24 protein-coding genes and 1 pseudogene are annotated in these 23,990 nt (G+C 73.4%); 12 read left to right on the top strand and 13 right to left on the bottom strand.

Annotated features, from left to right (window positions below):
• Positions 1-23: 23 nt before the first annotated feature.
• Positions 24-1,424, bottom strand: coding sequence for a phosphomannomutase/phosphoglucomutase (locus ACYVM4_RS13970; protein ID WP_368821062.1), 1,401 nt, complete (start codon positions 1,422-1,424; stop codon positions 24-26).
• Positions 1,425-1,497: 73 nt separating this feature from the next.
• Between ACYVM4_RS13970 and manA the strand changes: the two genes are divergently transcribed.
• Positions 1,498-2,601: a mannose-6-phosphate isomerase, class I gene (manA, locus tag ACYVM4_RS13965; protein ID WP_460668919.1), complete on the top strand. Its 1,104-nt coding sequence runs from the start codon at positions 1,498-1,500 to the stop codon at positions 2,599-2,601.
• A gap of 29 nt (positions 2,602-2,630) precedes the next feature.
• Here manA and ACYVM4_RS13960 read toward each other — a convergent pair whose 3' ends face one another.
• Complete coding sequence (locus ACYVM4_RS13960; protein ID WP_460668918.1) at positions 2,631-3,581, bottom strand: LysR family transcriptional regulator; 951 nt, start codon at positions 3,579-3,581, stop codon at positions 2,631-2,633.
• A 233-nt stretch (positions 3,582-3,814) separates the two neighbouring features.
• Here ACYVM4_RS13960 and ACYVM4_RS13955 point away from each other — a divergent pair, with 233 nt between their 5' ends.
• From ACYVM4_RS13955 to ACYVM4_RS13935, 5 genes are all read left to right on the top strand, one after another.
• Entirely contained in the window at positions 3,815-4,780 is a 966-nt protein-coding gene (locus tag ACYVM4_RS13955) for an ABC transporter substrate-binding protein (protein ID WP_368821127.1), read from the top strand.
• A 41-nt stretch (positions 4,781-4,821) separates the two neighbouring features.
• The gene (locus tag ACYVM4_RS13950) at positions 4,822-5,616 is read left to right on the top strand and encodes an ABC transporter permease (protein WP_368821065.1); all 795 of its coding nucleotides are present in this window, start codon (positions 4,822-4,824) and stop codon (positions 5,614-5,616) included.
• On the top strand, positions 5,613-6,386 hold the full coding sequence (locus ACYVM4_RS13945; protein ID WP_368821066.1) for an ABC transporter permease: 774 nt from the start codon (positions 5,613-5,615) through the stop codon (positions 6,384-6,386). The genes ACYVM4_RS13950 and ACYVM4_RS13945 overlap by 4 nt, the downstream gene beginning before the upstream one ends.
• Positions 6,376-7,311 carry an ABC transporter ATP-binding protein gene (locus tag ACYVM4_RS13940; RefSeq protein WP_460668917.1) on the top strand — a complete coding sequence of 312 codons (936 nt, stop codon included), beginning with the start codon at positions 6,376-6,378 and terminating at the stop codon, positions 7,309-7,311. Before ACYVM4_RS13945 ends, ACYVM4_RS13940 begins: the two co-directional genes overlap by 11 nt.
• Before the next feature lie 110 nt (positions 7,312-7,421).
• The gene (locus ACYVM4_RS13935) at positions 7,422-7,634 is read left to right on the top strand and encodes a hypothetical protein (RefSeq protein ID WP_460668916.1); all 213 of its coding nucleotides are present in this window, start codon (positions 7,422-7,424) and stop codon (positions 7,632-7,634) included.
• Between the two features lie 60 nt (positions 7,635-7,694).
• Here the strand turns inward: ACYVM4_RS13935 and ACYVM4_RS13930 are convergent, their stop codons facing one another.
• On the bottom strand, positions 7,695-8,909 hold the full coding sequence (locus ACYVM4_RS13930) for a glycerophosphodiester phosphodiesterase family protein (RefSeq protein WP_368821069.1): 1,215 nt from the start codon (positions 8,907-8,909) through the stop codon (positions 7,695-7,697).
• Positions 8,910-9,038: 129 nt separating this feature from the next.
• Here ACYVM4_RS13930 and ACYVM4_RS13925 point away from each other — a divergent pair, with 129 nt between their 5' ends.
• Positions 9,039-10,379, top strand: coding sequence for a hemolysin family protein (locus ACYVM4_RS13925; RefSeq protein ID WP_460668915.1), 1,341 nt, complete (start codon positions 9,039-9,041; stop codon positions 10,377-10,379).
• A 51-nt stretch (positions 10,380-10,430) separates the two neighbouring features.
• On the opposite strand, the gene ACYVM4_RS13920 is transcribed toward ACYVM4_RS13925, so the two are convergent.
• Together ACYVM4_RS13920 and ACYVM4_RS13915 are read right to left on the bottom strand one after the other, a co-directional pair.
• Complete coding sequence (locus ACYVM4_RS13920) at positions 10,431-12,167, bottom strand: thiamine pyrophosphate-binding protein (RefSeq protein WP_460668914.1); 1,737 nt, start codon at positions 12,165-12,167, stop codon at positions 10,431-10,433.
• Positions 12,164-12,946 carry a cyclase family protein gene (locus tag ACYVM4_RS13915; RefSeq protein WP_368821072.1) on the bottom strand — a complete coding sequence of 261 codons (783 nt, stop codon included), beginning with the start codon at positions 12,944-12,946 and terminating at the stop codon, positions 12,164-12,166. The genes ACYVM4_RS13920 and ACYVM4_RS13915 overlap by 4 nt, the downstream gene beginning before the upstream one ends.
• Positions 12,947-13,313: 367 nt before the next feature.
• Here ACYVM4_RS13915 and ACYVM4_RS13910 point away from each other — a divergent pair, with 367 nt between their 5' ends.
• Positions 13,314-14,189 (top strand): shikimate dehydrogenase, encoded by an 876-nt coding sequence (locus tag ACYVM4_RS13910; protein WP_368821073.1) that lies wholly within the window; start codon positions 13,314-13,316, stop codon positions 14,187-14,189.
• 72 nt (positions 14,190-14,261) lie between these two features.
• On the opposite strand, the gene ACYVM4_RS13905 is transcribed toward ACYVM4_RS13910, so the two are convergent.
• From ACYVM4_RS13905 to ACYVM4_RS13895, 3 genes are read right to left on the bottom strand one after another with little or no spacing between them, the layout of a single operon-like run.
• Positions 14,262-14,609: a GNAT family N-acetyltransferase gene (locus tag ACYVM4_RS13905; protein WP_460668913.1), complete on the bottom strand. Its 348-nt coding sequence runs from the start codon at positions 14,607-14,609 to the stop codon at positions 14,262-14,264.
• 21 nt (positions 14,610-14,630) lie between these two features.
• Positions 14,631-15,641, bottom strand: coding sequence for a pirin family protein (locus ACYVM4_RS13900; RefSeq protein WP_460668912.1), 1,011 nt, complete (start codon positions 15,639-15,641; stop codon positions 14,631-14,633).
• Positions 15,638-16,228 (bottom strand): carboxymuconolactone decarboxylase family protein, encoded by a 591-nt coding sequence (locus ACYVM4_RS13895; protein ID WP_368821076.1) that lies wholly within the window; start codon positions 16,226-16,228, stop codon positions 15,638-15,640. Before ACYVM4_RS13895 ends, ACYVM4_RS13900 begins: the two co-directional genes overlap by 4 nt.
• A 232-nt stretch (positions 16,229-16,460) precedes the next feature.
• On the opposite strand from ACYVM4_RS13895, the gene ACYVM4_RS13890 reads away from it, so the two are divergent.
• On the top strand, positions 16,461-16,757 hold the full coding sequence (locus tag ACYVM4_RS13890) for a DUF1540 domain-containing protein (protein ID WP_133409082.1): 297 nt from the start codon (positions 16,461-16,463) through the stop codon (positions 16,755-16,757).
• A 152-nt stretch (positions 16,758-16,909) separates the two neighbouring features.
• Positions 16,910-17,479 carry a hypothetical protein gene (locus ACYVM4_RS13885; protein ID WP_368821077.1) on the top strand — a complete coding sequence of 190 codons (570 nt, stop codon included), beginning with the start codon at positions 16,910-16,912 and terminating at the stop codon, positions 17,477-17,479.
• A gap of 63 nt (positions 17,480-17,542) precedes the next feature.
• Here ACYVM4_RS13885 and ACYVM4_RS13880 read toward each other — a convergent pair whose 3' ends face one another.
• The 4 genes and pseudogenes from ACYVM4_RS13880 to ACYVM4_RS13865 form a co-directional block, all read right to left on the bottom strand.
• Positions 17,543-18,046 carry a metallophosphoesterase family protein gene (locus ACYVM4_RS13880; RefSeq protein ID WP_368821078.1) on the bottom strand — a complete coding sequence of 168 codons (504 nt, stop codon included), beginning with the start codon at positions 18,044-18,046 and terminating at the stop codon, positions 17,543-17,545.
• A 5-nt stretch (positions 18,047-18,051) separates the two neighbouring features.
• Positions 18,052-19,122 (bottom strand): HoxN/HupN/NixA family nickel/cobalt transporter, encoded by a 1,071-nt coding sequence (locus tag ACYVM4_RS13875; protein ID WP_460668911.1) that lies wholly within the window; start codon positions 19,120-19,122, stop codon positions 18,052-18,054.
• Positions 19,123-19,202: 80 nt separating this feature from the next.
• The gene (locus tag ACYVM4_RS13870; RefSeq protein ID WP_460668910.1) at positions 19,203-20,555 is read right to left on the bottom strand and encodes an MBL fold metallo-hydrolase; all 1,353 of its coding nucleotides are present in this window, start codon (positions 20,553-20,555) and stop codon (positions 19,203-19,205) included.
• 181 nt (positions 20,556-20,736) lie between these two features.
• Positions 20,737-21,240, bottom strand: a pseudogene (locus ACYVM4_RS13865) (TSUP family transporter); the annotation flags it as partial.
• 217 nt (positions 21,241-21,457) lie between these two features.
• Between ACYVM4_RS13865 and ACYVM4_RS13860 the strand changes: the two are divergent.
• Together ACYVM4_RS13860 and ACYVM4_RS13855 are read left to right on the top strand one after the other, a co-directional pair.
• Positions 21,458-21,877 (top strand): DUF302 domain-containing protein, encoded by a 420-nt coding sequence (locus tag ACYVM4_RS13860; RefSeq protein ID WP_460668909.1) that lies wholly within the window; start codon positions 21,458-21,460, stop codon positions 21,875-21,877.
• Between the two features lie 98 nt (positions 21,878-21,975).
• Positions 21,976-22,518, top strand: a complete 543-nt coding sequence (locus ACYVM4_RS13855) for a type 1 glutamine amidotransferase domain-containing protein (protein ID WP_460668908.1) — start codon at positions 21,976-21,978, stop codon at positions 22,516-22,518.
• A gap of 79 nt (positions 22,519-22,597) precedes the next feature.
• Here ACYVM4_RS13855 and nhaA read toward each other — a convergent pair whose 3' ends face one another.
• Positions 22,598-23,917 carry a Na+/H+ antiporter NhaA gene (gene nhaA, locus ACYVM4_RS13850; RefSeq protein ID WP_460669078.1) on the bottom strand — a complete coding sequence of 440 codons (1,320 nt, stop codon included), beginning with the start codon at positions 23,915-23,917 and terminating at the stop codon, positions 22,598-22,600.
• Positions 23,918-23,990 lie beyond the last annotated feature (73 nt).

The raw sequence follows: 23,990 nt of genomic DNA, 5'->3' as shown, positions 1-23,990 counted from the left end.
GGGCCCCGTGCGTGCCTGGGGTCTCAGGCGCGCACGATGCCGAGCACCCGGTCCCGGACCTGCTCCATCGTCGCCGGGTCCTTCGCCTCGACGTTGAGGCGCAAGAACGGCTCGGTGTTCGAGGGGCGCAGGTTGAACCACCAGCCCTCGTCCGGGCAGCTGAGCGTGGTGCCGTCCAGCTCCTCCACGCTCACGTCCCGGCCGGCCAGGGCGTCGACGACCCGCCGGACGGCGCCGGCCTTGTCCTCCACGGTGGAGTTGATCTCGCCGGACGCCGCGTACGGGTCGTACTGGTGCATCAGCTCGCTCAGCGGCCGGTCCTGCTCGCCCAGGGCGGCCAGGAGGTGCATCGCGGCGAGCATGCCGGTGTCCGCGTTGAAGAAGTCCTTGAAGTAGTAGTGCGCGGAGTGCTCGCCCCCGAACACGGCGCCCTCCTCGGCCATGACGGCCTTGATGAACGAGTGGCCCACCCGGGTGCGCACGGGGCGGCCCCCGCGGGCGGTGACCAGCTCGGGCACGGCGCGGGACGTGATGAGGTTGTGGATGATCACCGGGCTCTCGACGCCCTCCGCCCGGGCGCGCGCGATCTCCCGCTCGGCGACCAGCGCGGTGACGGCCGAGGGCGAGACGGCCCCGCCCTGCTCATCGACCACGAAGCAGCGGTCGGCGTCGCCGTCGAACGCGATGCCCAGGTCCGCGCCGTGCTCGCGCACGGCGCGCTGGAGGTCCACGAGGTTCTCCGGCTCGAGCGGGTTGGCCGGGTGGTTCGGGAACGTGCCGTCCAGCTCGAAGTACAGGGGCACGACCTCCAGCGGCAGCGCCTCCAGCACGGCGCCGCCCAGCACGGCGGGCGTGGTCAGCCCGGCCATGCCGTTGCCGGCGTCGACCACCACCTTGAGCGGCCGGGTCCCGGACAGGTCGACCAGGGAGCGCAGGTACTCCGCGTAGCCGGCCAGGACGTCCCGCTCGGTGACCGTTCCGGGGGTGGGCGCCTCCGGGACTCCGCCCTCGTCCAGATAGCGCTGGGCGAGGTCACGGATGTCGTAGAGCCCCGACTCGGAGGAGACCGGGACGGCCCCGGCCTTCGACATCTTCATGCCGTTGTACTCGGCGGGGTTGTGGCTCGCCGTGAAGGTCACCCCGGCGGCGTCGAACGTCCCGGACGCGTAGTAGAGCTCGTCGGTGGAGATCAGCCCGATCTTCACGACGTCCGCACCCCGGCGGACCGCGCCCTCCGCGAAGGCGTCCACGAACTCCGGAGAGGAGGGGCGCATGTCCCCGCCCACGAGGACCGTCTGGCCGGCGAGGCCCAGGACGTCCACGAACGCGGAGCCGGTGGCCCGGACCGTCTCCGCGGTGATGGACTCGCCCACGATGCCGCGGACGTCGTAGGCCTTGAACGAAGCTGAGAGATCGATAGTCACAAGGGGTGATCTTAGGCCACGGCCGCTCCCGGGCGCCGCCGGGCGCGAGCGGTCCTGTGATTTGATGACGAGCATGGTCGAGATCCTCCGCATGCGCAATCCCGTCCGGCACTACGCCTGGGGCTCCCGCGAGGTGCTGGCCCGGCTCCAGGGCCGGCCCGTGCCGAGCCCCGAGCCCGAGGCCGAGCTGTGGGTCGGCGCGCACCCCGCCGCGCCGTCCGTCGTCGTCCGGGACGGCAGGGACGAGCCGCTGGAGGACCTGCCGTTCCTGCTCAAGATCCTGGCCATCGACGCCCCGCTGTCCATCCAGGTCCACCCCTCGCCCGAGCAGGCCGAGGCGGGCTTCGAGCGCGAGCAGCGGGCGGGGATCCCCCTCGACGACCCGCGGCGCAACTACAAGGACCGCTCCGCCAAGCCCGAGACCGTGGTGGCGCTCACCGGGGTGGAGCTGCTGACGGGGGTGCAGCCGGCGGAACGGCTGCGCGCCACGGCCGCGCGCCTGGGGCTGGACTGGCTGCGCGACGTCGCCGACGGCGCGCGCCCCGTGCTGCCCGCCGTGCTGACGCTCGACGACGCCGCCGCCGGGGCCGCCGTCGCGGCGACCGTGGCCGCGGCCCGCGCCGCGGCCCCGGAGGACCCCGTGGCCGCGCTGGTCCGCTACGTGCACGACCGGCACCCGGACGACCGCGGGCTGCTGGTCGCGGTGTGCATGCACCACGTCCGCCTCGCCCCGGGGCAGTCCCTGCACACCCCGGCCGGGCAGCTGCACGCGTACCTGTCCGGGACGGCGATCGAGGTGATGAGCTCCTCGGACAACGTCCTGCGCGCCGGGTTGACGGGCAAGCACGTGGACGTGACCGAGCTGCTCGCCGTGCTGGCCGACGAGCAGGCGGACCCGGAGGTCGTCGAGCCCCCCGCCGACGAGCAGGGCCGCCGCGTCTACGCGCTGTGGGAGGAGGGGCTGTCACTGACCGCCCACGAGCTCGTGCCCGGACGCACCGTCCCGGTCGAGCTGCGGGGGACCACGGTCCTGCTGAGCACCGGGGACCGGGTGGTGGTGCGCGCCGCCGACCGGGAGTGGGAGCTGGCCGGCGGGGAGTCGCTGCTGCACCGGGGCGGTGCCGGGACCGTGGAGCTGTCCGGCGACGCGCGGGTGTTCACGGTCTCCTGCCGCTGAGCCGCCCCCGGTCGATGTCCTCCATCCCCTCATGGACGGCGACGTTGCCAGGGCCCGGGATGCAGCGGCGCGGACGGGTCCGGCGAGACGGACTCCCGCATCGTGTCCACGATCAGCTGCGCGAACCACCGCTGCGCGGGACGCTGGTGGCCGGGCTCGCGGGTGTAGGCGGCCAGCTGCAGGACCGGCATCTCGACCGGGTGCGGGAAGACCCGGATCCCGGACGCCTCCTCGAGCGTCTCGGCCAGGAACCGCGGCAGCACCGCGAGGCAGTCGGTGCGCTCCACGACCGAGACCAGGCCCGTGAAGTGGGACAGCCGCAGGGCCGTGCTGCCCGGGGCGCCCGCCCGCTCCGCCGTCACCTCGGCGAGGTCGTGGCCCATCGACGGGGCGAGCCGGATCCGCGGCTCCTCCGCGAACTGCTCGAGCGTGAGCCGTTCCCGGACGCGCGGGTGGCCGCGGGCGGCGATCACCACGTACTCGTCCGTGCCGATGACGGTCCGGACGATGCCGGGTCCGCCGATGTACGGGGCGCAGATCGCGGCGTCCACCCGGCTGCGCAGCAGGTCCTCCGGGACGCGCTCCACGTCCAGGGGCAGCACGGTCAGCTCCACGCCGGGCGCCTGCTCCCGCAGCGCCACCATGACGGACGGCAGGAAGGCGAGCTCGCCCAGGTCGGTCAGCGCCAGGGTGAAGCGCTCGCGCGCGGTCGCCGGGTCGAACACCCCACCGGAGGAGACGGCCGCGGTCACCTGGGCGATCCCCGCCTTGACCTGAGGAAAGATGCTCTTCGCGAACGGGGTGGGGCTCAGGCCCCGGCCCTCCCGCACGAACAGCTGGTCGTTGCACTGCCGGCGCAGGTTCTTCAGCGCGTGGCTCACCGTGGGCTGGGTGAGGTGCAGCTCGGTGGCGGCCCCCGTGACGCTGCCCTGTTCGTAGACCGTGCAGAACACGCGCATCAGGTTCAGGTCCAGTTCCACGGCACCATTCCTCGGTCAGTGACCCATAGACGTCATGTATCGGTCCATCGACAGCATGCACTGGTTTGTGAATGCTACGTCACTAGAGTGATCCCTATCACAACGCGGGTCCACCGGGTCGCACAGGGCAGTGCGGACGGCGGGCCCGGCACCGACCACGCAGCACGATCGCGACGCACGTGCACCGAGCAGGACCGCGCACCACGGTCAGGGAACGACACAGGGGAGGCATGATGCGACGAGCGCTCATCAGCTGGGGAGCAGCAGGGTCCGTACTGGCGCTGGCCGCGTGCGGCGGCGGTGACGGCGGCGGAGGTGGCACCGGGGCCGAGGGGGAGATGCAGGACGTCACCGTCGGGGTCATCCCCATCGTCGACACGGCCGCCATCTGGCTGGGCAAGGAGCAGGGCTTCTTCGAGGAGGAGGGGATCAACCTCGACATCCAGACCACCAGCGGCGGTGCCGCCGCCGTGCCGGGCGTGGTCAGCGGGGACTTCGACTTCGCCTTCGGCAACACCCTGTCCGTCATGGTCGCCCAGGGCGAGGGGCTGGACCTCAAGTACGTGGCCAACGGCACCACGACCTCGGGCGACGCCGAGCGAGACTTCGGCGCCGTGGTGGTGCCCGCCGACTCGGACATCCAGGGCCCCGAGGACCTGGCCGGCAAGACCGTGTCGGTGAACAACCTCAACAACATCGGTGACACGACGATCCGCTACGTCGTCGAGCAGGCCGGCGGGGACCCGCAGAGCATCGACTTCGTGGAGGTCGGCTTCCCGGACGCCCCGGCCGCGCTCGACCGCGGCCAGGTGGACGCGGCCTGGATCCTCGACCCGTTCCTCACCCAGGTCCTCGACGAGGGCGGCCGCGCGGTGTCCTACAACTTCGTGGAGTTCGACCCGGAGCTCGACATCGCCGGCTACTTCACGACCGCCCAGAAGTTCGAGGAGGACCCCGAGCTGGTGGAGAAGTTCCAGAACGCCATGAACCGCTCGCTGGAGTACGCGAACGAGAACCCGGAGGCGGTCCGGGAGATCGTCGGGACCTACACGGAGATCAGCGACGAGCTGCGCGCCGAGATGGCCCTGCCGCGCTTCCGCACCGAGTTCGACCGCGAGGCGCTGCAGAAGCTGGGCGACGCCGCCGTCGAGTACGGCACCCTCGAGCAAGCCCCGGACCTCGACGCGCTGCTGCCGTAGCCCGTCCGCGGACACGGCACGCAACGGAGAGGAAGCACCACATGGCACGAAAGCGCACGGGCCGGGGCCTGGGGCCCGGCGCCCTCGGAGTGCTGGGGATCCTCGGATTCCTTCTCACCTGGGAGCTGCTGCCCCTGACGGGGATCGTCGACCCGCGGTACCTGCCCCCGGCCAGTGCGGTCCTGCTGGAGCTCGGGGAGCAGCTCGGCTCGGCGGGCTTCTGGCTGGCGGTCTGGCAGACCGTCCGGGCCTGGTTCCTCGGGCTGCTGATCGCCGCGGTCGCGGCGATCGTCCTGGGGCTGGTCATCGGCAGCAGCGGGTTCCTGCGCCGGGCCACCCACAGCACGATCGAGTTCCTCCGGCCCATCCCGTCGGTCGCACTCATCCCGCTGGCCGTGCTGCTGTTCGGCGTGCAGCTCGAGTCCACCCTGCTGCTGGTGGTGTACGCGTCCTTCTGGCAGATCCTCATCCAGGTCCTCTACGGGGTCGGTGACGTGGACACCGTGGCGCAGGACACGGCCAAGAGCTACGGGCTCGGAACGCTGGCCCGCGTCCGGTACGTCACGTGGCCCACGTCCCTGCCCTACGTGATCACCGGGCTGCGGCTCGGGGCGGCCGTGGCGCTGATCCTGGCGGTCACCGCCCAGCTCGTGATCGGCACCCCCGGGCTGGGCCGGGAGATCTCCCTGGCCCAGTCCGGCGGCGCCGTCACGGCCATGTACGCGTTCATCGTCACGGCCGGGCTGCTGGGCGTGCTCATCAACCTGGGGATGCGGGCGCTCGAGCGCCGGGCGCTGGCCTGGCACTCGTCCGTCCGCGGAGAGGTGGCGGTGTGAGACTCGTCAAGACCCTGGGCTACGCGCTCGCGCTGCCCGTCCTGCTGGTCCTGCTGTGGTGGGTCTACACCCTCGTGGAGACCAACTTCTACGTCCCGGAGCCGGGCGAGTTCGCCACGACGTTCGTGGACGTCTGGTTCGGGGACCGGTTCTTCGACGACGTGCTGCCCAGCATCGGCCGGCTCCTGGTGGGGCTGGCGCTGTCCATCCTGCTCGGCGTGGTCGCCGGGCTCGTGATCGGCTCGGTGCGCTGGCTGCGGAACCTGCTGGAGCCGGTGCTCGAGTTCTTCCGGGCGATCCCGCCGCCGGTGCTGGTGCCCGTGCTGATGCTGCTCATCGGCGTCAACGACCAGATGAAGGTCGTGGTGATCGTGCTCGGGTCCGTGTGGCCCGTCCTGCTGAACACCATCGAGGGCGTGCGCTCGGTCGACTCCGTCATGAACGAGACGGCGCGCTCGTACGGGATCCACGGGTGGTCGCGGATCGTCCACCTGGTGATCCCCGCAGCAAGCCCCCAGATGATGGCCGGCATCCGGCAGGCCCTGTCGATCGGGCTGATCCTGATGGTGATCTCGGAGATGTTCGCCTCGTCCTCGGGGCTCGGTTTCACCATCGTGCAGTTCCAGCGATCGTTCGCCATCCCCGAGATGTGGAGCGGCATCGCCGTCCTGGGTCTCATCGGAGTGGTGCTGGCGTTCGTCTTCCAACGTGTTGAACGCAAGGTCCTCGCCTGGTACCGGGGCCTGAAAGAGGTGGAGAATGCAGGCTGAATCAGGAAGCTCGGCAGTGGACGGCGGCGCGACCGCTCCCCGGACCGGAGCGGGCGGGAACGCCGCGCACGGGACGGGCACGGACAGCACCGGCATCGAGGTCTCGGGCACCGGCGCGGGGCGCACCGGCGGGAAGGACGTGCTGCTGTCCGTGCGCGGGCTGCAGAAGATCTACCAGAGCGACCACGGCGACGTGGAGGCCGTCCGCGACCTCACGTTCGACCTCGGCCGCGGCGAGCTGGCGTGCCTCGTGGGACCCTCGGGCTCCGGCAAGACCACGCTGCTCAAGTGCATCTCGGGGCTCATGGCGCCGACCTCCGGCGAGGTGCTGCTGGGCGGTGAGAAGGTGACCGGCCCGCCCAAGGACATGGCCGTGGTCTTCCAGGAGTACGGGCGCAGCCTGTTCCCCTGGATGACGGTCCGCGAGAACGTCGAGCTGCCGCTGAAGAACGCCAAGCTGGCCCGGGACGAGCGGAACCGCCTCGTGGAGGAGGCGATCGCCGCCGTCGACCTGCGCGGCGCGGACAGGAAGTACCCGTGGCAGCTGTCGGGCGGCATGCAGCAGCGCGTCGCGATCGCCCGGGCGGTGGCCTACCAGCCGAAGATCCTGCTGATGGACGAGCCCTTCGCCGCGGTGGACGCCCAGACCCGCGCCGACCTCGAGGACCTCATCCGGGACGTGTGGCACCGGATGGGCGTGACCGTGCTGTTCGTGACCCACGACATCGACGAGTCCGTCTACCTCGGCGAGCGCGTCATCATCCTCTCCAGCTCGCCCACGGTGGTCCAGGAGGACCTCCCCATCGACCTGCCCGACGACCGCGACCAGCTCACCACCCGCGGCCTGCCGCGGTTCACCGAGCTGCGCGGCCACGTCTACGAGGAGATCCAGCGCGCCAAGCGGGAGGCGGGCACGAGGGCCTGAGCCGCCCGCCGGGCACCCCCGGGAGGGGCCGCGACCGGAGCCGGTGCGCCCACTACACTGGGCCCACCGGCTCCGGAGCGCCCGGCGCCGTTCCCCCCGGGAGGCCTGCCATGAGCACCACCCCGTCCGACGGTCTGCGCGGCACCACCGCGCCGTGCCCACGCTGCGGCGCCACCGGGTTCGAGCTGGTCTACGTGCAGATCATGCCCGACGACTGGGACCGGGCGCGCGACGTCGAGCTGGCGTCCCCGTCGATGATGCTCCCCGACGGGCGCGCCCCCGAGTTCTCCTGCCAGAACGGGAAGTGCCGCCTCCTCTGGTGAGCCGGGGCGGTCCCGGGCGGCCGGCGTCGCCGGGTCCCGCCCGTCGCGAGGGAGGCCGGATCAGTTGGCGAAGACGTCCAGCAGCCGGCCGTTGTCCGTCCAGAGGGCCACGGACTCGCCGCCGTTGTTGAGCACGGCGGAGGTGCCGCCGTTGTAGTGGGCGTCCTCCGTGTCGGTGCCCGGACCGGTGTGCACGCGCAGCTGCGCGCCGGGGGCCAGCTCGTAGCCCTCGCCCACGGTGAGGACGTTGTTCGCGGCGTCGCGCAGGACGTACCCGCTGACGTCCACGGTGCTCCGGCCCGCGTTGGTGAGCACCACGTGCTCGCCGGTCCCCGGCTGGAGGTCGTCGCCCGGGACGTCGTTGACGGAGTCCTCGATCCGGATCCCGTTGTTCGCCGGGAAGGGCTCGCGCCCGTCGAGGTAGCGCTGCGTCTGGAGAGGGAAGTCGCCCGTGACCATGTCGACGCCGAGGTCCACCACGTGCTGGACGGCCTCCGGGGAGTTGACCGTGTAGACGCCCAGGTCCAGTCCGGCGGCGTCGACGCGCGCGACGTCGTCGGCGTCGAGGGTGCGGTAGTTCGTGCCCACGGAGTCCACGACACCGGCCCACCGCTCGATCGTGGCGGCGTCCGGGACGCTGCCGGTGAGCTGCTGCAGGGGCACGTCGGGGGCCAGCCCGGCGAAGACCCGGTTGGACGTCTCCTCGAAGCCGATGACGGTGACCTTGCCCGCCGCGAGCAGCTTCGCCCAGTCCCGGTCCTCGGCCAGGGCGTCGGCCACGACCTGCTCGATGCCCGGGGAGTTCTGCGGGGACTTGATCTCGATGTAGACGCCGGTGCCGACGGTGGCGACCTTCGCGGCGTCGTCGAGGTGGGGGATCCGCTCCCCGGCGAACGCGTCGCCGAAGGAGGAGCCGGCGTCGAGCTGCTGCAGCTCGTCCCACGTGAAGGACGTGATCGGGTCGTCCTCGCGGCCCGGGAAGACCTCCTCGACGTCCGTGGTGCGCGCCGGGGTGCTGTCGTGGAACAGGAACGGCACGCCGTCGGCGCTGAGCTGGACGTCGATCTCCAGGTAGTCGACACCGGCGGCGCGGGCGTCCTTGAACGCGGCCACGGTGTTCTCGGGGGCGGTGCCGGCGGCGCCGCGGTGCCCGACGACGATCGGGCCCTCGGTGCCGGACGGGGCGGCCACGGCGGGCAGCGCCGAGCCGAGCACGACGACGGTGGACAGGGCCGCGGCGGCGCCGCGCAGGGGGCGGGGGGATCGAGCGGTCATGACGGTGCTCCTTGTGCCTGGGGGACGGTGCCCCACCACGAAAGCCGAGCGCGGAGACGGACCGGTCAACGCGGCGTGACGCGCAGGTGATCTCCAGGCGTCCCGGAGGGGACCGGTACTGTGGGCGCCATGGACACCAGCACGATCGTGAACATCCTTCTGGTCCTGCTGTTCGTGGCCGTCGGCGGCGTCTTCGCGGGCACCGAGATGGCGATCGTGAGCCTGCGGGAGAGCCAGGTCAAGCGGATCGAGCGCTCGGGACGGAAGGGCGCCCGGACCGCCGCCCTCGTCCGGGACCCCAACCTCTTCCTCTCGGCGGTGCAGATCGGCGTGACGGTGGCCGGGTTCTTCTCCTCGGCCTACGGCGCCTCGACGCTCGCCCCGGACCTGGCCCCCGTGTTCGAGCGGGCCGGTCTGTCCACCGCGGCCGCGGAGACCTCGGCGCTGATCGGCATGACCCTGGTCATCGCCTACCTCTCCCTCGTCCTGGGGGAGCTCGTCCCCAAGCGCCTGGCCATGCAGCGCTCCGTGGGCTTCACGAAGGTCCTGGCCCCTCCGCTGAGCGTCTTCGCCAAGCTCATGCGCCCCGTCATCTGGCTGCTGTCCGTGTCCACGAACCTGGTGGTCCGGCTCGTGGGCGGGGATCCGCACGCCGTCACCGAGGAGGTCTCGGCGGAGGAGATCCGGGAGATGGTCGTGGACACCCGGGGGATCGGGCCCGTCTCGCGCTCGATCCTCACGGACGTCTTCGAGGCGGGCGACCGCCGCCTGGCCGAGGTCATGCGCCCCCGCCCCGACGTCCACTTCCTGGACGGCACCCTGCCCGTCACGGAGGCCTACCGCACGGCCCTGGGCCTGCCGCACTCGCGCTACCCCGTGCTCGGCACGAGCGTGGACGACGTCCTGGGCTTCGTGCACATCCGCGACCTCGTGGTGGCGGACCGGGACGGTGACGGGGTCATCGAGGCCCCGCCCCGGACCCTCCGGGACGTGGTGCGGCCCATCCCCTTCCTGCCGGAGACCAACCACGTGCTGCGCACCCTGCAGGCCATGCGCAAGGACGGGCACCACATCGCGCTGGTGGTCGACGAGTACGGCGGGACGGCGGGCATCGTGACCCTGGAGGACCTGGTCGAGGAGCTCGTGGGCGAGATCTACGACGAGTTCGACGCCGGGGTGCGGGAGCACGAGGACACGGTGCTGCGCCAGGGCGGGGCCGTGCTGGTGGACGGCGGGCTGATCATCCAGGAGGTCCCGGCGGAGGCGGGGCCCCTCATCCCCGAGGGCCACTACGAGACCGTCGGCGGGTTCGTGATGGACCGGCTGGGGCGGGTGGCGCGCCCGGGCGACGCCGTCGACGTGGACGACTACCGGCTCGAGGTCCTGGCCGTGGACCGCAGCCGGGTGGAGCGGGTGCGGATCACCCGGCTGCGGCGGGACGCGGCGGGGGACGGCAGCCCCGGGGCCTGACCGGTCCGGGCAGGGCTCGGCGGCGGACCGCGGCACCGGTGCGGCGCGGCGTCAGTGCCCGCGGAAGGCCTCGGCCAGCCACCACGCCCCGCCGTCGGAGGCGATCTTGGCGTCGATCACCAGCGGCCGCTCCAGCGGCCCGGACAGCCGCTCCCGCACGGCGGCCAGGTCCTCGACGGAGCGCACGACCACGCCGTCGGCGCCGAAGCCCCGGCCGATCGCGGCGATGTCGACGTCCGGGAAGACCACCGTGTCCAGCGGCACGTCCCCGTCACCGGCGAAGTGGTGCACCTCCGCCCCGTACGCGGCGTCGTCGTAGACCACGCACACCAGCGGCAGGCCCAGCCGGACCGCGGTCTCGAGCTCGGCGATCCCCATGAGGAAGCCGCCGTCCCCGGTGCCGAGCACCGGCAGCCGGTGCGGCTGCGCCAGCGCGGCACCGATGGCGGTCGCCAGGCCCAGGCCGACGGACTGGAAGGCCTGGGTGAAGCAGAACCCGCGCTCGTCCGGCACGGAGAGGTACTGGCTGGGGTAGCCCATGAAGTTGCCGCTGTCGACGGCCACGACGCGCTCGGCCGGCAGCATCGCGTCCAGCTCCAGGGACAGCACCCGCGGGTCGATCCGCTCCGCCGTGGACAGGTCCTCGAACGTGACGTCCCGCCACCCGCCCTCCCGGGCGATCCGCGCGGCCAGCTCGGGCGTGCGCCAGGACGACGACGCCGGGGCGGCGGCTCCCGATCCGGCAGCGCCCTCCCGCACGGTGCCGCCCTCCCGCACGGTGCCGCCCTCCCGCACGGTGCCGTGCTCCAGCACGGCGAGGACGTCCCGCGCGGTGAGCGCGCAGTCGCCCACGACCCCCAGGTCCAGCGGCCTGTCCACCGGCCGGTGCGCGCCCAGCGCGGACTCCTCGAGGTCGACCTGCACGACCGAGGCCCCCGGGCCGAGAAGACGCCCGTGCCGCGTGGTCCACATGTTCAGGGCGCAGCCCCACCCCACCACGAGGTCGGCCTCCCCGATCAGCTCCGCGGTCGTCGGGGAGGAGAAGCCCCCGGAGATGCCGAGGTCGAAGTCCTCGCCCGCGAACAGACCCTTGGCCACCGCCGACGTCGCCAGCAGCGCCCCCGACCGCTCGGCGAGGGCGGTCAGCTCGGCGCGGGCGCCCCGGGCGCCGCGTCCCGCCACGAACACCGGCCGGTGCGCGGCGGCCAGCATCCCCGCCAGGCGCGCAGCGGCGTCGTCGTCCGGGCGCACCCGCGGGGCGGGCGGGAGCGCGGGCACCACGGCGCCCTCGGGGGCGGGAGCGGCCTGGACGTCGAGCGGGACGCTCAGCACCACGGTGCGGCGGTCGTTGCGGGCCCGGCGGACGGCCCGGGCGACGTCGGCCGCGGCGCTCGCAGGGGAGTGCACCCGGTCGGCCACCGCCCCCACCGCCCGGGCGAGGGCGTCCTGGTCGATCCGGAAGTTGGAGTGCACGGCCGCGGCCTGCGTGTCGGCGGTGAGCACGATCAGCGGGGTGCGGGACTTCGCGGCCTCACCGATGCCCGTGGTCGCGTTGGTCAGCCCGCAGCCCTGGTGCGTGGTGACCACGGCGACGCGCCCGCTGGTGCGGGACCAGGCGTCGGCCATGGTCGCGGCGCCGTTCTCGTGCCGGGCGGCCGTGAAGGGCACGCCCGCGGCGATCAGCGCGTTGGTGAGGTGGAAGTTCCCGCTGCCCACCACGCCGAAGGCGTGCCCGACCCCCAGCTCCGCGAGCGCACGGCCCACGAGCTGCGCGACCGTGCCGGTCACGCCCCGGACCTCTCGACGAGGGCGAGCACCCGGGCGGGGCTGCCCGTGCCGCCCACGACGGGCAGGGGCGCGACCACGAGCTGCGCCCCGAGGACCGGCAGCCGGTCGAGACGGCGCAGGGAGGTCAGCCCGTACTTGTCGTGGCCCAGCAGGTGGTGGTGGGCGGGGAACGGCGGGTCGAAGCCGCCGGCGATGCCCGCGTCGATGCCGACGGTCTCCACCCCGAAACCGCTGACGTGCGGATGGGCGGCGAGCCACTCGGCGGCGGCCACCGACGGACCGGGGGCGTGCAGACCGTGCTCGTCGGCGTTGAGGAAACGCTCCGGGTCGTCGCCGCGGGCGGACCAGCCGGTGCGCAGGAGCACCCAGCAGTTCTCGGGGAAGCGACCGTGCTCGGCCTCCCACCGCTCGAGGTGCTCGGGCTCCAGCAGGACGTCGGCGTCCGCCTCCGCCTCGGCGGTGAGGTCCAGCACGGCCGCCGGCCCCACGAGGCGCGCCGGCTCGATCCGGTCCACCGACCTCCCGTCCCGGCCGGTGATCCAGTGCACGGGCGCGTCCAGGTGCGTGCCGGCGTGCTCGCCCAGCGTCAGGTCGTTCCACGCCCAGACGGGCCCGGCCTCGTCGAAGGCGCTCACCGGGGTCATGGACAGGCCCACCGTGTTGGCGAACGGTTCCGGCAGCCGCAGGATCGGGGTGTCCCGGTCCAGGGGAGTGGTCAGGTCCACGACCTCCACGGTCCCGGCGGCCAGCGCCGCCCCCAGTTCGCCCAGCACGCTCATGACGTCACCCTCCGCAGTTCGGGAGCCCCGTCGGCGGGACCCTGGCACATGCCTCGTCGCCCATTGTGCCCCGCGGCGGGCCCGGTCCCTCGGCGCCGAGCGGAAGCGTCGCCGGCGGGAGCAGGCCGCGGATCCGCCCGGCCGGCGCCGCAGCAGGCGCGCGCGCCTCGGTTGCGCCCCGGATCCGCTTCCATCTGGTGGCATCCGTGTTCACACTGTGGGTGCGCAGGGGGTCCTGGGCGTCCTCCCGGTGTACTGTGATGGGCGTCCCAACGGCTCGTGATGCCCTCCCCGCAACCGGCAGCGGTTCTGCCCCGAGGGCGGTCGGCGCAGCCGCGTCCCGCCCGCATCCCGCAAGGAGCCCCGCATGAGCACCACCTCCGAGTCCTATCTCGTGGGCCTGATCGGCGACGGCATCACCCGCAGCCTCACCCCGCCGATGCACGAGACCGAGGCGCGGAACCACGGCCTGCACTACCTGTACCGCCCGGTGGACCTCGAGGTGATCGGCCGTCCGGGCGAGGACGTCGGGGAGCTGCTGCGGGCCGGGCGCGACCTCGGGTTCAACGCCTTCAACATCACGCACCCGTGCAAGCAGCTGGTCCTGGCCCACCTCGACGAGGTCGCCCCGGAGGCGGCCGCGCTGAGGGCCGTCAACACGGTGGTGATCCGCGACGGGCGGTTCGTCGGGCACAACACCGACGTGTCCGGCTTCGCCGCGGGGTTGCGAGCCGTGCTCCCCGGCGCGGCCAAGGACCGTGTGGTCCAGGTCGGCACCGGCGGCGCCGGCTCCGCCGTGGCCTCCGCGCTGCTGAGCGCCGGCGTGCGGACCCTGCACCTGTTCGACGTGGACCCCGCCCGGGCGGCCGAGCGGGCCGCCGCCATGGCCGAGCTCTTCCCCGGGCAGCAGGTCGCGGCCGCCACCGCCGAGACCCTGCCGGAACTGGTGCGCGCGGCGGACGGGGTGGTCAACGCCACCCCGGTGGGGATGCACCACCACCCCGGCACCCCAGTGGACCCCGACCTGCTGGAGGCCCGGCAGTGGGTGGCCGACGTCGTCTACCTGCCGGTGGAGACCGAGCTCATCGCCGCGGCCCGGGCCCGGGGGTGCCAGGTGCTCGACGGCGGCCACATGGCCGTCGGCCAGGCGGTGGACGCGTTCCGTCTCATCACCGGCGTGGAGCCCGACCGGGCCCGGATGCGCGCCCACTTCCTCGATCTGCTCGGGGCCCAGCGGAGCTGAGCGCGCGCCCGCGTCCCGGCCGCCCGGGGAAGAGGGTGCCCGCCGGGCTCCGGCACGCTCCGGCGGACGGGGTCACTGCCGCTCCTGCCGCGGGACGGCCGCGAGGTGCTCGGGCCGCACGGGCACGGTGTGCTGCTGGTGGTCGGGGTGCTTGCCCAGCCACTTCTTGATGTAGGGGCACACCGGGACGACCGTCAGCCCGGCGTCGACGGTGTCGTCCAGGGCCCGGCGGGCCAGCACGGAGGCCAGGCCCTGCCCGCCGTAGGCGTCGTCCACGGTGGTGTGGTGGAAGATCCGCTGCGGCCCGCCGGCGCCCTCGAAGGGGACCCAGTGGGCCGTGCCGATGACGGTCTCCCCGTCGAGGAGCTCGTAGCGCTGCCGGTCGGGGTTGTTCCGGACCGTGACGGCGGAAGTGTCCATGGTGGTCTCCTGGGGACGGGTTCAGCCGCGGGGCCGCAGCTGGACGGTGGGCAGCGGCGGGGCCGGCAGCGGGGCGGGCTGCTCCGACGGGTAGGGCCCGAAGCGCGGGTACGGGGCGCCGTCGTCGTAGCTGCCCCCGGCGGGCGCGGGAGCCGGTTCGGCGTCGATCTCCGCCTGCCAGGCGGCGCGGTAGGCGACGATCTCCTCGTGGGTGCGGCCCACGAAGTTCCACCACATCACGATCTGCTCGCCCAGCGGCTCACCGCCGATGAGCAGCAGCCGGACCGGGCCGAGACCGGCCTCCAGCACCACGGAGTCCTGCCCGACCGGGAGGTAGGCGAGGTGGTCCACCGGCACGGGTGCGCCGTTGAGCGACAGGTCGCCGGTGTCGAGCAGCACGCCGTGCTCGAGGGCCGGGTCCAGCTCCAGCTCCAGCCGCGCGCCGGGCCGCAGGAGGGCCTCGGCGGCCAGCAGCGGCGGGGTGAAGGTGTCCACCGGGGACGTGCTGCCGGCCAGGGAGCCCAGGAAGACGCGCAGCACCGTGCCCTCGCCGACGACCGGCTCGGGGGCGTGGTGCTCGAAGGCCGGGGCCATGTGGCGGGTCGCCTCCGGCAGGGCGTACCACAGCTGGACGCCGTGCAGGAGCGTGGTGCCAGGGGTGGAGAACTCCTGGTGGGAAATCCCCCGCCCGGCGATCATCAGGTTGATCTCCCCGGGCCGCACGATCGCGTCGTAGCCGGCCGAGTCCCGGTGGGCGATCCCGCCGGTGAACAGCAGACTCACGGTGGCCAGCCCGGTGTGCGGGTGCCGGGCCACCCGCATGCCCCCGGACTCCGAGACCAGGTCGGGGCCGTAGTGGTCGACGAAGCACCACGCCCCGATGAGGCTGCGCTGCCGCTGGGGCAGGGTGCGGCGCACGGTCATGGCCCGGGGCCCGCCCAGGGGCACCTCCCGCGGGCCCAGCAGCTGCGCGCCCGCCCCGGCGGCCTCGGTGCACAGGAGCTCCTGCGGATCCAGGTCCAGGTTGGTCATGCCGTGCCTCCCGCGACCGTCGACGGTGTGCGCGGCGCGTCCCCCGCCGGCTCCTCAGCGGCCTGCTTCCCCGGGATCTGGCCCTCCGAGGTCTGGTCCTCCGAGGTCTGGTCCTCCGGGGCGGCCGCACGGGGCCGGACCCGGTGGCGGGAGAGGACCGAGATCCGGTTGAAGGCGTTGATCGCCACCGCCGTCCACTGCAGCGCGGAGTACTGCTCGTCGGTCAGCTCCGCCCGGGCCACGGCCAGTTCCGCCAGCCGGGTCTCCTCGTCGGGCAGCAGGGCCACGACCTCCCCGATGGCCAGCGCGGCCTGCTCCAGGTCGTCGAACAGCTCCGTCTCGCGCCAGGCGGGGAGCACGGCCAGCTTCTGCGCGCTCACCCCGGCCTCCACGGCGTAGCCGGTGTGCAGGTCGAGGCAGTAGGCGCACCCGTTGAGCTGGGAGACCCTGATGCTGAGCAGCTCCACGAGCGCCCGGGACAGCCCGGCGTCCTCGGCCGCGGCGGCGGCCTTGCGCGCCAGGCCGTTGAGCGCCCGCCAGCTGCCGGGATCCGCCTTGTCGAGGTAGAAGTGGTCGCCGGCGCTCATGGAGTCTCCTCGTGGTCGTCGCGGCGCCGCCGGGCGGCACCGCCGTGCTTCCAGCGAATACCCACGGCGGGGCCCCGTCAAGTGCGGTGCCGCACTGCTCGTGGGCCGGCCGGAGGACATTGGGGGACGAAAAAATGTGCTATTCATCGTCCCTGGTGAGGCGCATCCTGGAAGAGCTTGTTCAGGCCGGGGCAGCAGGCTCCGGCCCGGAGTTCCTCCCGGAGGAGAAGTCATGGCCACCACCGAGTTCGTTCCCGTCTCCGACTGCACCGTGGGGCAGTGCTCGTTCAACCACGACCACGAGTGCACGGCCCACGCGATCACCGTGACCGGCAGCTCCGGCCACGCGCACTGCGGCACGTTCATCTCGCTGGGCCCGGACGGCGGCCTACCCACCGTCCACGCCGAGGTCGGCGCCTGCCAGCGCAACGAGTGCGTGCACAACTCCCACCTGATGTGCACGGCCCACGACGTGAAGATCGGCGCCGGCGCCGACGAGGCCGACTGCCTGACCTACCAGGCCGCCTGACGCCCGCCGGCGGCCCCGTCCCCGGCCCCCGGGCACGTGCCCGAGGGCCGGGGTCTCCGCCTGCCCGGGGCCGGACGTGCCACGGCGCCCGGGGCGCGGGACAATGGAGGGGACCGGGCAGGAGCGCCGGAGCATCGAGAGGACGGTACGCCATGGACGAGGAGATCCGGCTCAGCGGGGCGGACCACCCGCACGTGCAGATCCCCCGGCTCGGGGAGCTCGACACGGTCTGGGCCCGGCGGATCGTGCTCGCCGTCGTGGCCAGCCTGGTGGTCGGGCTGCTGGGCGGCATCGCGGCCGCGCTGCTGCTGGGCGAGGGCCGGCTGCTGAGCCCCGCCCAGTGGGGGCTCATGGTGGGCGGGGCGGCCCTGCTGGTCAGCGGCATCATCCTCTCGCTCACCCGCGCGGACGACGCGCCCCGCAACGACCTCATGGACGCCCGCGCCCGGGCGAGCAAGGGGCTGCGGACCTCGGTGCGCCGCGGCGCCGTCCCGCGGGACCCGGTCCTGCGGGAGATGCAGGACTACATGGCGGTGGAGATGGTGCAGTACGCCTGGCCGATCCTGCTGACCGTCCCCGGCATGGCGCTGGTGGTGTGGGCGCTCTTCGTGCCCGTCCCGGCCGTGCTGGTGGCGCTGCTGCTCGTGCTGGTGTGGGCCGTGGTCCGGGTCAACGGGACCGTGGTGGGCCGGCGCTACTACCAGCTGCGGGGCCTGCTGTGAGCGGACGGGCCGGCGGCGCACGAACCGGCGGCGCCGGTCGAGCGGGACCGGTCCGGCGGGGCGTCAGCGCCGCGGCAGGCGGACGAGCTCCACGTCGGTGAGCCGCCCGCCGTCGGCGACCGCCGTCAGGTAGGTGCAGTACGGCTGGCGCCGCCGGTCCGTGGGGGACCCGGGGTTGAGCAGCCGCAGACCCGCCGGGGTGGTGCTGTCCCACGGGATGTGGCTGTGGCCGAAGACCAGGACGTCGAGGCCGGGGAACGCCCGGTCCATGCGGGCCTCCCGCCCGGTGGCGGCCCCGGTCTCGTGGACCATGCCGAAGCGCACGCCCCCGAACGTCGCGCGGGCCACCTCGGGCAGCCGCTCGCGCAGCCCCGGCCCGTCGTTGTTCCCCCAGACCCCCACGAGGCGCGCCGCCCGCTCCTCGAGCCGGTCGAGGGTCGCGAGGTCGATCCAGTCACCCGCGTGCAGCACCACCTCGGCGTCGTCGACGGCCCGCCACACCGCGGCGGGCAGGTCGCGGGCGCGCTTGGGGACGTGCGTGTCGGCGAGCAGGAGGAGTCGGACCATGACGATCAGCCTCGCACAGGGACCGGCCGTCCGTCGCGGCGGATCCGGTCCAGGCCCCGCGAGCCCAGCCAGACGACGCCGAAGAGGACGATCACGGCGACGCCGAGGAAGTCGAGGTCGACCGCCGCCACGAAAGCGAGCGCGCCGCCGGTCGGCTGCCGGAGATCGGCGAGCACGGACAGCAGGTTCGTCCCGCCGATCACGAAGGCGATGACGACCGAGACCGTGGTCACCGTGACGTTGTAGTCCAGCTCGCGGCGGGCATCCTCCGAGGCCCAGCCGTAGACCCGGTTCATCAGGATGCCGTCGGCGCTGTCGAACATGGTCATGCCCGCGGTGAAGAGCACGGGCAGCGCGAGCACCGCGTACCAGGGCAGTCCGGGGGCGAGCCCGCCGGCCGTGACGAACAGCCCGATCGAGGCCGCCGTGTCGAGGCCGAGGCCGAAGAGGAAGCCGACGGGGTACATCTTGGCCGGGCGGTCCACCGCGCGGGTCACGGGGTGCAGCACGCGGTGCAGCACGCCCCGGTCGGCGAGGTGGACGTCCAGCTCGGCGGCCTCCAGGGCGCCGGTGCGCGCGGCGCGGCGGGCCCGGCGCAGCCGCAGCAGCACGGCGAGGTTGAGCACCCCGGCGGTGACGAGGAACAGCCCGGAGACGGTGCCGCCCCAGATCCCCGCGGCCTGCCGCAGCCCGGAGCCCTCGTCGGCGAGGCCGCCCGCGAAGGCCTCCAGGCCGAGGGCCAGCAGCAGCACGGAGACGAGGACCACCGACGAGTGGCCCAGGGCGAACCAGAAGCCGGTGGCCGCGGACTCCCGGCCGCGCGCCATCAGCGAGCGCGTCGCGTTGTCGATCGCCGCGATGTGGTCGGCGTCGAAGGCGTGCCGGACGCCCAGGGCGTAGGCGCTGAGGGCCAGCCCCACGAACAGTCCCGTGCTCCCCTGAGGGGTGTCGGTGGCCAGGACGAGGATGAGCAGCGCGCCCCAGCCCACGAGGTGCAGGAGGAGGACCGCGGCTCCGATCACGGCGGTGCCGCGCCGCCCGGCGGCGGACGGGGGGACGGTGCGGGAGCTGCTCACGGCGGGCCTTTCGCTGGGGTGGAGCGGGCTTCGGGGAGGGACCGCGGGGCCGGATGCGCGCACCCGGCCCCGCGCCGGCGTCAGCTCTCGAGCGGGACGCCGTCCTGCTCGGCCTCGTCGAACAGGGCGTCGACGTGGACCGCGTCCCTGCCCGCGCGCTCGAGCAGGCTGGCGGCCACGCCCGATCGGTAGCCGGAGCCGCAGTGCACCCACAACCGGCCCGCGGGGAGCTCGTCCATCCGGGTCAGCAGCTCGTGCAGCGGGATGTTGACCGCGTCGGGGAGGTGCGACTCCTCGTACTCGTCCACCCGGCGGACGTCCAGGACGGTCTCGTCCCCGGGCCGCTGGGCGAGCATGCCCTTCCAGTCGACGCGCGGGTAGGAGGAGACGGCCGCGCCCGGGGCCAGCTGCCGCGGGTCCTCGCCCAGCGCCGCGTCGGGGGAGTCGATGCCGATGCGGGAGAGGTCCCGGATCGCGTTCTCGACGTCCTCGTGGGAGCCGACGAGGGTTAGCTGACGGTCGTAGGGGAAGATCCAGCCCAGGAAGGTGGTGAAGCTCGAGCCGTCGCCGTACTCGAAACTGATGGTCCCCGTCAGGTGGGTGCTCGAGTAGGCCACGCGGTTGCGCAGGTCCACCACCCACTCGCCGGCCTCGAGGCGGGACCGGAGCTCCTCGGGGCCGAGGGGGTCGGGCACGGACAGGTCCGGCTCGGTGGGGCCGGCGGCGTTGGCCGGGCCCATGTGCACGTAGTAGCTCGGGTACGCCGTGAGGTTGGCGATCAGCTCCCGGACGAAGTGCTCCTCGTCCGGATCGGTGCAGACGTGGTTGGTCTCGATCTGCTCGCCCTGGGTGGACCCGCTCGCGCCGGTGGCGGGGCCGGAGGAGCAGAAGGAGCCGAACCCGTGCGTCGGGTACAGGGCGGCCTTCTCCTCGGCCTCCTGCGCGAGGCGGCGGGCGGAGGCGTACTGGTCGTGGGTCAGGCCCACCATGTGCTCGCGGCCCAGCAGGTCGGTGCGGCCCACGGAGCCGTAGAGGACGCTGCCGCCGGAGAACACGGCCTGCCCGTCGCCGTGCTCCACCACGAAGGACAGATGGTGGTGGGTGTGGCCAGGGGTGGCCACGGCCTTCACGGAGAGCTCGCCGACCCGGACGGTGTCGCCGTCGGCGATCGGGGTGCGCTTGAAGGAGACGTCGTCGGCGGCGTTGACGAGGTAGGCCGCGCCGTGCTTCCGGGCGTAGACGCAGCCGCCGGTGACGTAGTCGTTGTGGATGTGGGTCTCGGCCACATGGGTGACCCGCACGCCGGCCCGCTCCACGGCGGCCTCGACGCGGTCGATGTCGCGCTGGGCGTCGATGACGAGGGCGACCTCGCCGTCGTGCACGAGGTAGCTGCGGTCCCCGAGCTGGGGGGTGTCGATGACGGTGACGTCCATGACGCGTTCCTCCTGATGGGGCCTCGCAGCGCACTGCGGGGCGTTCGTGACGGTATCGGGAGTCTGTTACGGGAGTGTTCCGGGGCCGGGGTCGACGACGGAAGCGTGCGTCGACGGTCCCCGCCGCGGCCCGGGCCTGCTGCCGGGTCCGTGGTTCCCGGCTACGGCGGGGACGGTGCGGTCAGGTGGTGAGGGGCGTGCGCAGGGGGCATCTCGGGACCGCGAACCAGCAGACGACCGCGGCGACGCCGGCGGCCGCCGCGGTGATCCCGACGGCGGGGCCGGCCGCGCCGGGCAACTCCTGGACCAGGACGAGGACGCCCATGACCAGGACGAAGACGCCGAAGCCCCGGCGCAGTGCGGCCTCGGGGATGCGGCCGGCCAGGCGGGCGCCGACGAACGAGCCGGCGACCGCGGCGACGGTCACGGCGCCGACCAGGGCCCAGTCCAGGGAGACCGTGGTGAGGTAGCCGGCGAGCCCGGCGAAGGACTTCATGGCGATGACCACCAGGGAGGTGCCCACGGCCACGGGCATGGACAGCCCGCCCAGCAGGGCCAGGGCCGGGACGACGAGGAAGCCGCCGCCGAGGAGGCCGAGCGAGAGCCCGATCAGCACCGACAGCAGGAGGGTCAGGACGAGGGTGACGGTCATGGTGCGTGTCCTCCGCTTCCCGCCGGCCGGGGCGGGGTGGTCGGGTCGTGAAGGGGAACGGGGCTCTGCACCGGCGTCCGTCCCGAGCGTGACAGATACCCCCTGGGGTATTCAAGTACCCCCCGGGGTAATTTATTCGAAGGCGGGTATCGCCCAGCGAGAACCCGGCCGCCCTGCCCTTCCTTTTCCGCGCCCCGCGTGCCAACAGTGGACTCCTGACCCGGAGCCCGGACCGAGAAGGAGTGCCGGCATGAGCTGCACCCACGCCGTCGTCGTCCCGCTGCCCTACCCGGAGGCGGTCGAGAGGACGCGGGCTGCCCTGTCCGAGCAGGGCTTCGGCATCCTCACCGAGATCGACGTGCGCGCCGCGTTCGAGAAGAAGCTGGGCGCCGAGGCCGCCGAGAACGTGGGCGACTACGTGATCCTCGGCGCCTGCAACCCCGGACTCGCCAGCAGGGCCCTGGCCGCGGAGCCCCAGCTCGGCGTGCTCCTGCCCTGCAACGTGGTGGTGCCCCGCGGCACGGACGCCAGCTCCTCCACGGTCGAGGCCATCGACCCGCAGACCATGGTCCAGCTCAGCGGCAGCCCCGCCGTGCAGGAGGTCGCCGACGACGCCGGCGCCCGGCTGCGGGCGGCGCTCGACGTCCTCGGCGGCCTCCGGGCGCCGTAAACGCCCCGGCGCACGCCCCCGCACCGGGTCGCCGACCCGAAGTTCCATCGACCCGAGGTTCCATCGACCCGCAGTTCCATCGACCCAGGAGGCAGTCCATGACCACCGACATCACCGGCAAGAAGATCGCGTTCATCGCCACGAACGGCGTCGAGGAGCCCGAGCTCACCGAGCCCTGGAAGGCCGTCCAGGAGGCCGGCGGCACCCCCGTGCTCCTGTCCCCCGAGCAGGGCAGCATCACGGCGATGCAGGGGGACTGGGACCGCGCCGGCAGCTACGACGTCGACGGCACCCTCGCCGCGGCGACGGCCGAGGACTTCGACGCCCTGGTCCTGCCCGGGGGTACCCTCAACGCGGACAGTGTGCGCGTCGACCAGGACGCGCTGCGCCTGGTCAAGGAGTTCGACGCCGCGGGCAAGCCGATCGCGGCCATCTGCCACGCCCCGTGGATCCTCATCGAGGCCGGGCTCGCGCAGGGCCGGCGGCTCACGTCCTACACCTCCCTCGCCACGGACCTCAGGAACGCCGGGGCGGACTGGGTGGACGAGGAGGTCGTCGTCGACGGCCGGCTCGTGACCTCCCGCAACCCCGGCGACCTCGAGGCCTTCAACCGGGAGGCGCTGAAGCTGTTCGCCGGCTGACGGCGTCCCGGTGCGCGAGGACCCCCGTCCGGAAATCCCGGGCGGGGGTCCTCCGTGCCGCGCGGGCGCGGGGCGCGGGTCAGCGGCGGCCTCCCTCCGGGACCTCGTCCTCCTCGTACACGTCCGGGACGCCGTCGAGGTCGGCGTCGACGGACTCGAGCTTCTCGATCATGCGGTAGCGCTTGTTGCGGGCCCGCAGCAGCACCGAGGCGAGCGCGGCCGCCAGCACGGACGCGGTGAGGATCGCCACCTTGGCCTGGTCTCCCGGCAGGCTGCCCGGGGCGAAGCTCAGTTCCGCGATGAGCAGCGAGACGGTGAAGCCGATGCCCGCCAGGAGGGCGACGCCCACCAGGTCGACCCACTGGAAGGTCGGGTCGAGCCGGGCACGCGTGAGCCTGGTGACCAGCCACGTGGCGCCGACGATGCCGATCGGCTTGCCCAGCACCAGGCCGGCGACGATGCCCAGCGTCACCGGGGCCGAGAGCGCGGAGGTGAGACCGTCCCAGCCGCCCACGGCGACACCGGCGGAGAAGAACGCGAAGACCGGCACCGCGAAGCCCGCGGAGAGGGGGCGGAAGCGGTGCTCGAAGATCTCGGCGAGGCCGGGCCCGGCCTCCGGGCCGTCGCCGGCCCGGTTGCGGATCACCGGCACGGCGAAACCGAGGAGCACGCCGGCCACGGTCGCGTGGATGCCGGCCTCGTGGACCAGTGCCCAGACCACGACGCCGATCGGCAGCAGGATCAGCCAGGCGGCCGGGGCCCTGAGGCCGAAGAACCGCTGGTACTTCTGGGCGAGGAAGAGGTAGAGGGCGAAGGGGATCAGCGCCAGCAGCAGGGGCTGGACCGAGACGTCCTCCGAGTAGAAGACGGCGATGATCGTGATCGCCAGCAGGTCGTCGACCACGGCGAGCGTCAGCAGGAAGAGCCGGAGCGCGGCGGGCAGGTGCGAGCCGATGATGGCGAGCACCGCCACGGCGAAGGCGATGTCGGTGGCGGTGGGGATGGCCCAGCCGTCCGCGGTGACGGGGTTCGAGAGGTTGATCGCGGCGTAGATCGCGGCCGGGACCACGACTCCGCCGACCGCCGCCGTGATCGGGACCACGGACCTGCGGAACTCGCGCAGGTCGCCGGCCACGAACTCGCGCTTGAGCTCGAGGCCCACCAGGAAGAAGAAGATCGCCAGCAGGCCGTCGGCGGCCCACGCGCCGAGGCTGAGCCTCAGGTGCCAGGGCTCGTAGCCGACCTCGAGGTCGCGCAGCGCGAAGTAGCTGTCCGCGAAGGGCGAGTTGGCCCAGACGATCGCGACGAGCGCGGCCACCACGAGCAGCAGGCCGCCGATGGTCTCCTTGCGCAGGATCTCGCCGACGCGCAGCACCTCGCGGTAGCTGCCGCGGCGCAGCGTGTCGCTGCCGTGGTCGCGGGGGCGGTTCTCGGGCTGGTCCTCCGGGCGGACCGTGGGGTCGTGAGCAGAC

Source organism: Kocuria himachalensis (assembly GCF_054784195.1).
Note: the sequence above shows the minus strand (reverse complement) of the source record. Positions and strands in the feature narration are given on the sequence as shown.

Coding starts and splice junctions, on each gene's coding strand:
- ACYVM4_RS13905 (WP_460668913.1), bottom strand. CDS start 14,609: ATGGACACTTCCGCCGTCACGGTCCGGAACAACCCCGACCGGCAGCGC.
- ACYVM4_RS13940 (WP_460668917.1), top strand. CDS start 6,376: ATGCAGGCTGAATCAGGAAGCTCGGCAGTGGACGGCGGCGCGACCGCT.
- ACYVM4_RS13930 (WP_368821069.1), bottom strand. CDS start 8,909: ATGACCGCTCGATCCCCCCGCCCCCTGCGCGGCGCCGCCGCGGCCCTG.
- ACYVM4_RS13895 (WP_368821076.1), bottom strand. CDS start 16,228: ATGAGCGCCGGCGACCACTTCTACCTCGACAAGGCGGATCCCGGCAGC.
- ACYVM4_RS13910 (WP_368821073.1), top strand. CDS start 13,314: ATGAGCACCACCTCCGAGTCCTATCTCGTGGGCCTGATCGGCGACGGC.
- ACYVM4_RS13870 (WP_460668910.1), bottom strand. CDS start 20,555: ATGGACGTCACCGTCATCGACACCCCCCAGCTCGGGGACCGCAGCTAC.
- ACYVM4_RS13880 (WP_368821078.1), bottom strand. CDS start 18,046: ATGGTCCGACTCCTCCTGCTCGCCGACACGCACGTCCCCAAGCGCGCC.
- ACYVM4_RS13915 (WP_368821072.1), bottom strand. CDS start 12,946: ATGAGCGTGCTGGGCGAACTGGGGGCGGCGCTGGCCGCCGGGACCGTG.
- ACYVM4_RS13885 (WP_368821077.1), top strand. CDS start 16,910: ATGGACGAGGAGATCCGGCTCAGCGGGGCGGACCACCCGCACGTGCAG.
- manA (WP_460668919.1), top strand. CDS start 1,498: ATGGTCGAGATCCTCCGCATGCGCAATCCCGTCCGGCACTACGCCTGG.
- ACYVM4_RS13855 (WP_460668908.1), top strand. CDS start 21,976: ATGACCACCGACATCACCGGCAAGAAGATCGCGTTCATCGCCACGAAC.
- ACYVM4_RS13950 (WP_368821065.1), top strand. CDS start 4,822: ATGGCACGAAAGCGCACGGGCCGGGGCCTGGGGCCCGGCGCCCTCGGA.
- ACYVM4_RS13935 (WP_460668916.1), top strand. CDS start 7,422: ATGAGCACCACCCCGTCCGACGGTCTGCGCGGCACCACCGCGCCGTGC.
- ACYVM4_RS13890 (WP_133409082.1), top strand. CDS start 16,461: ATGGCCACCACCGAGTTCGTTCCCGTCTCCGACTGCACCGTGGGGCAG.
- ACYVM4_RS13955 (WP_368821127.1), top strand. CDS start 3,815: ATGCGACGAGCGCTCATCAGCTGGGGAGCAGCAGGGTCCGTACTGGCG.
- ACYVM4_RS13900 (WP_460668912.1), bottom strand. CDS start 15,641: ATGACCAACCTGGACCTGGATCCGCAGGAGCTCCTGTGCACCGAGGCC.
- ACYVM4_RS13925 (WP_460668915.1), top strand. CDS start 9,039: ATGGACACCAGCACGATCGTGAACATCCTTCTGGTCCTGCTGTTCGTG.
- ACYVM4_RS13860 (WP_460668909.1), top strand. CDS start 21,458: ATGAGCTGCACCCACGCCGTCGTCGTCCCGCTGCCCTACCCGGAGGCG.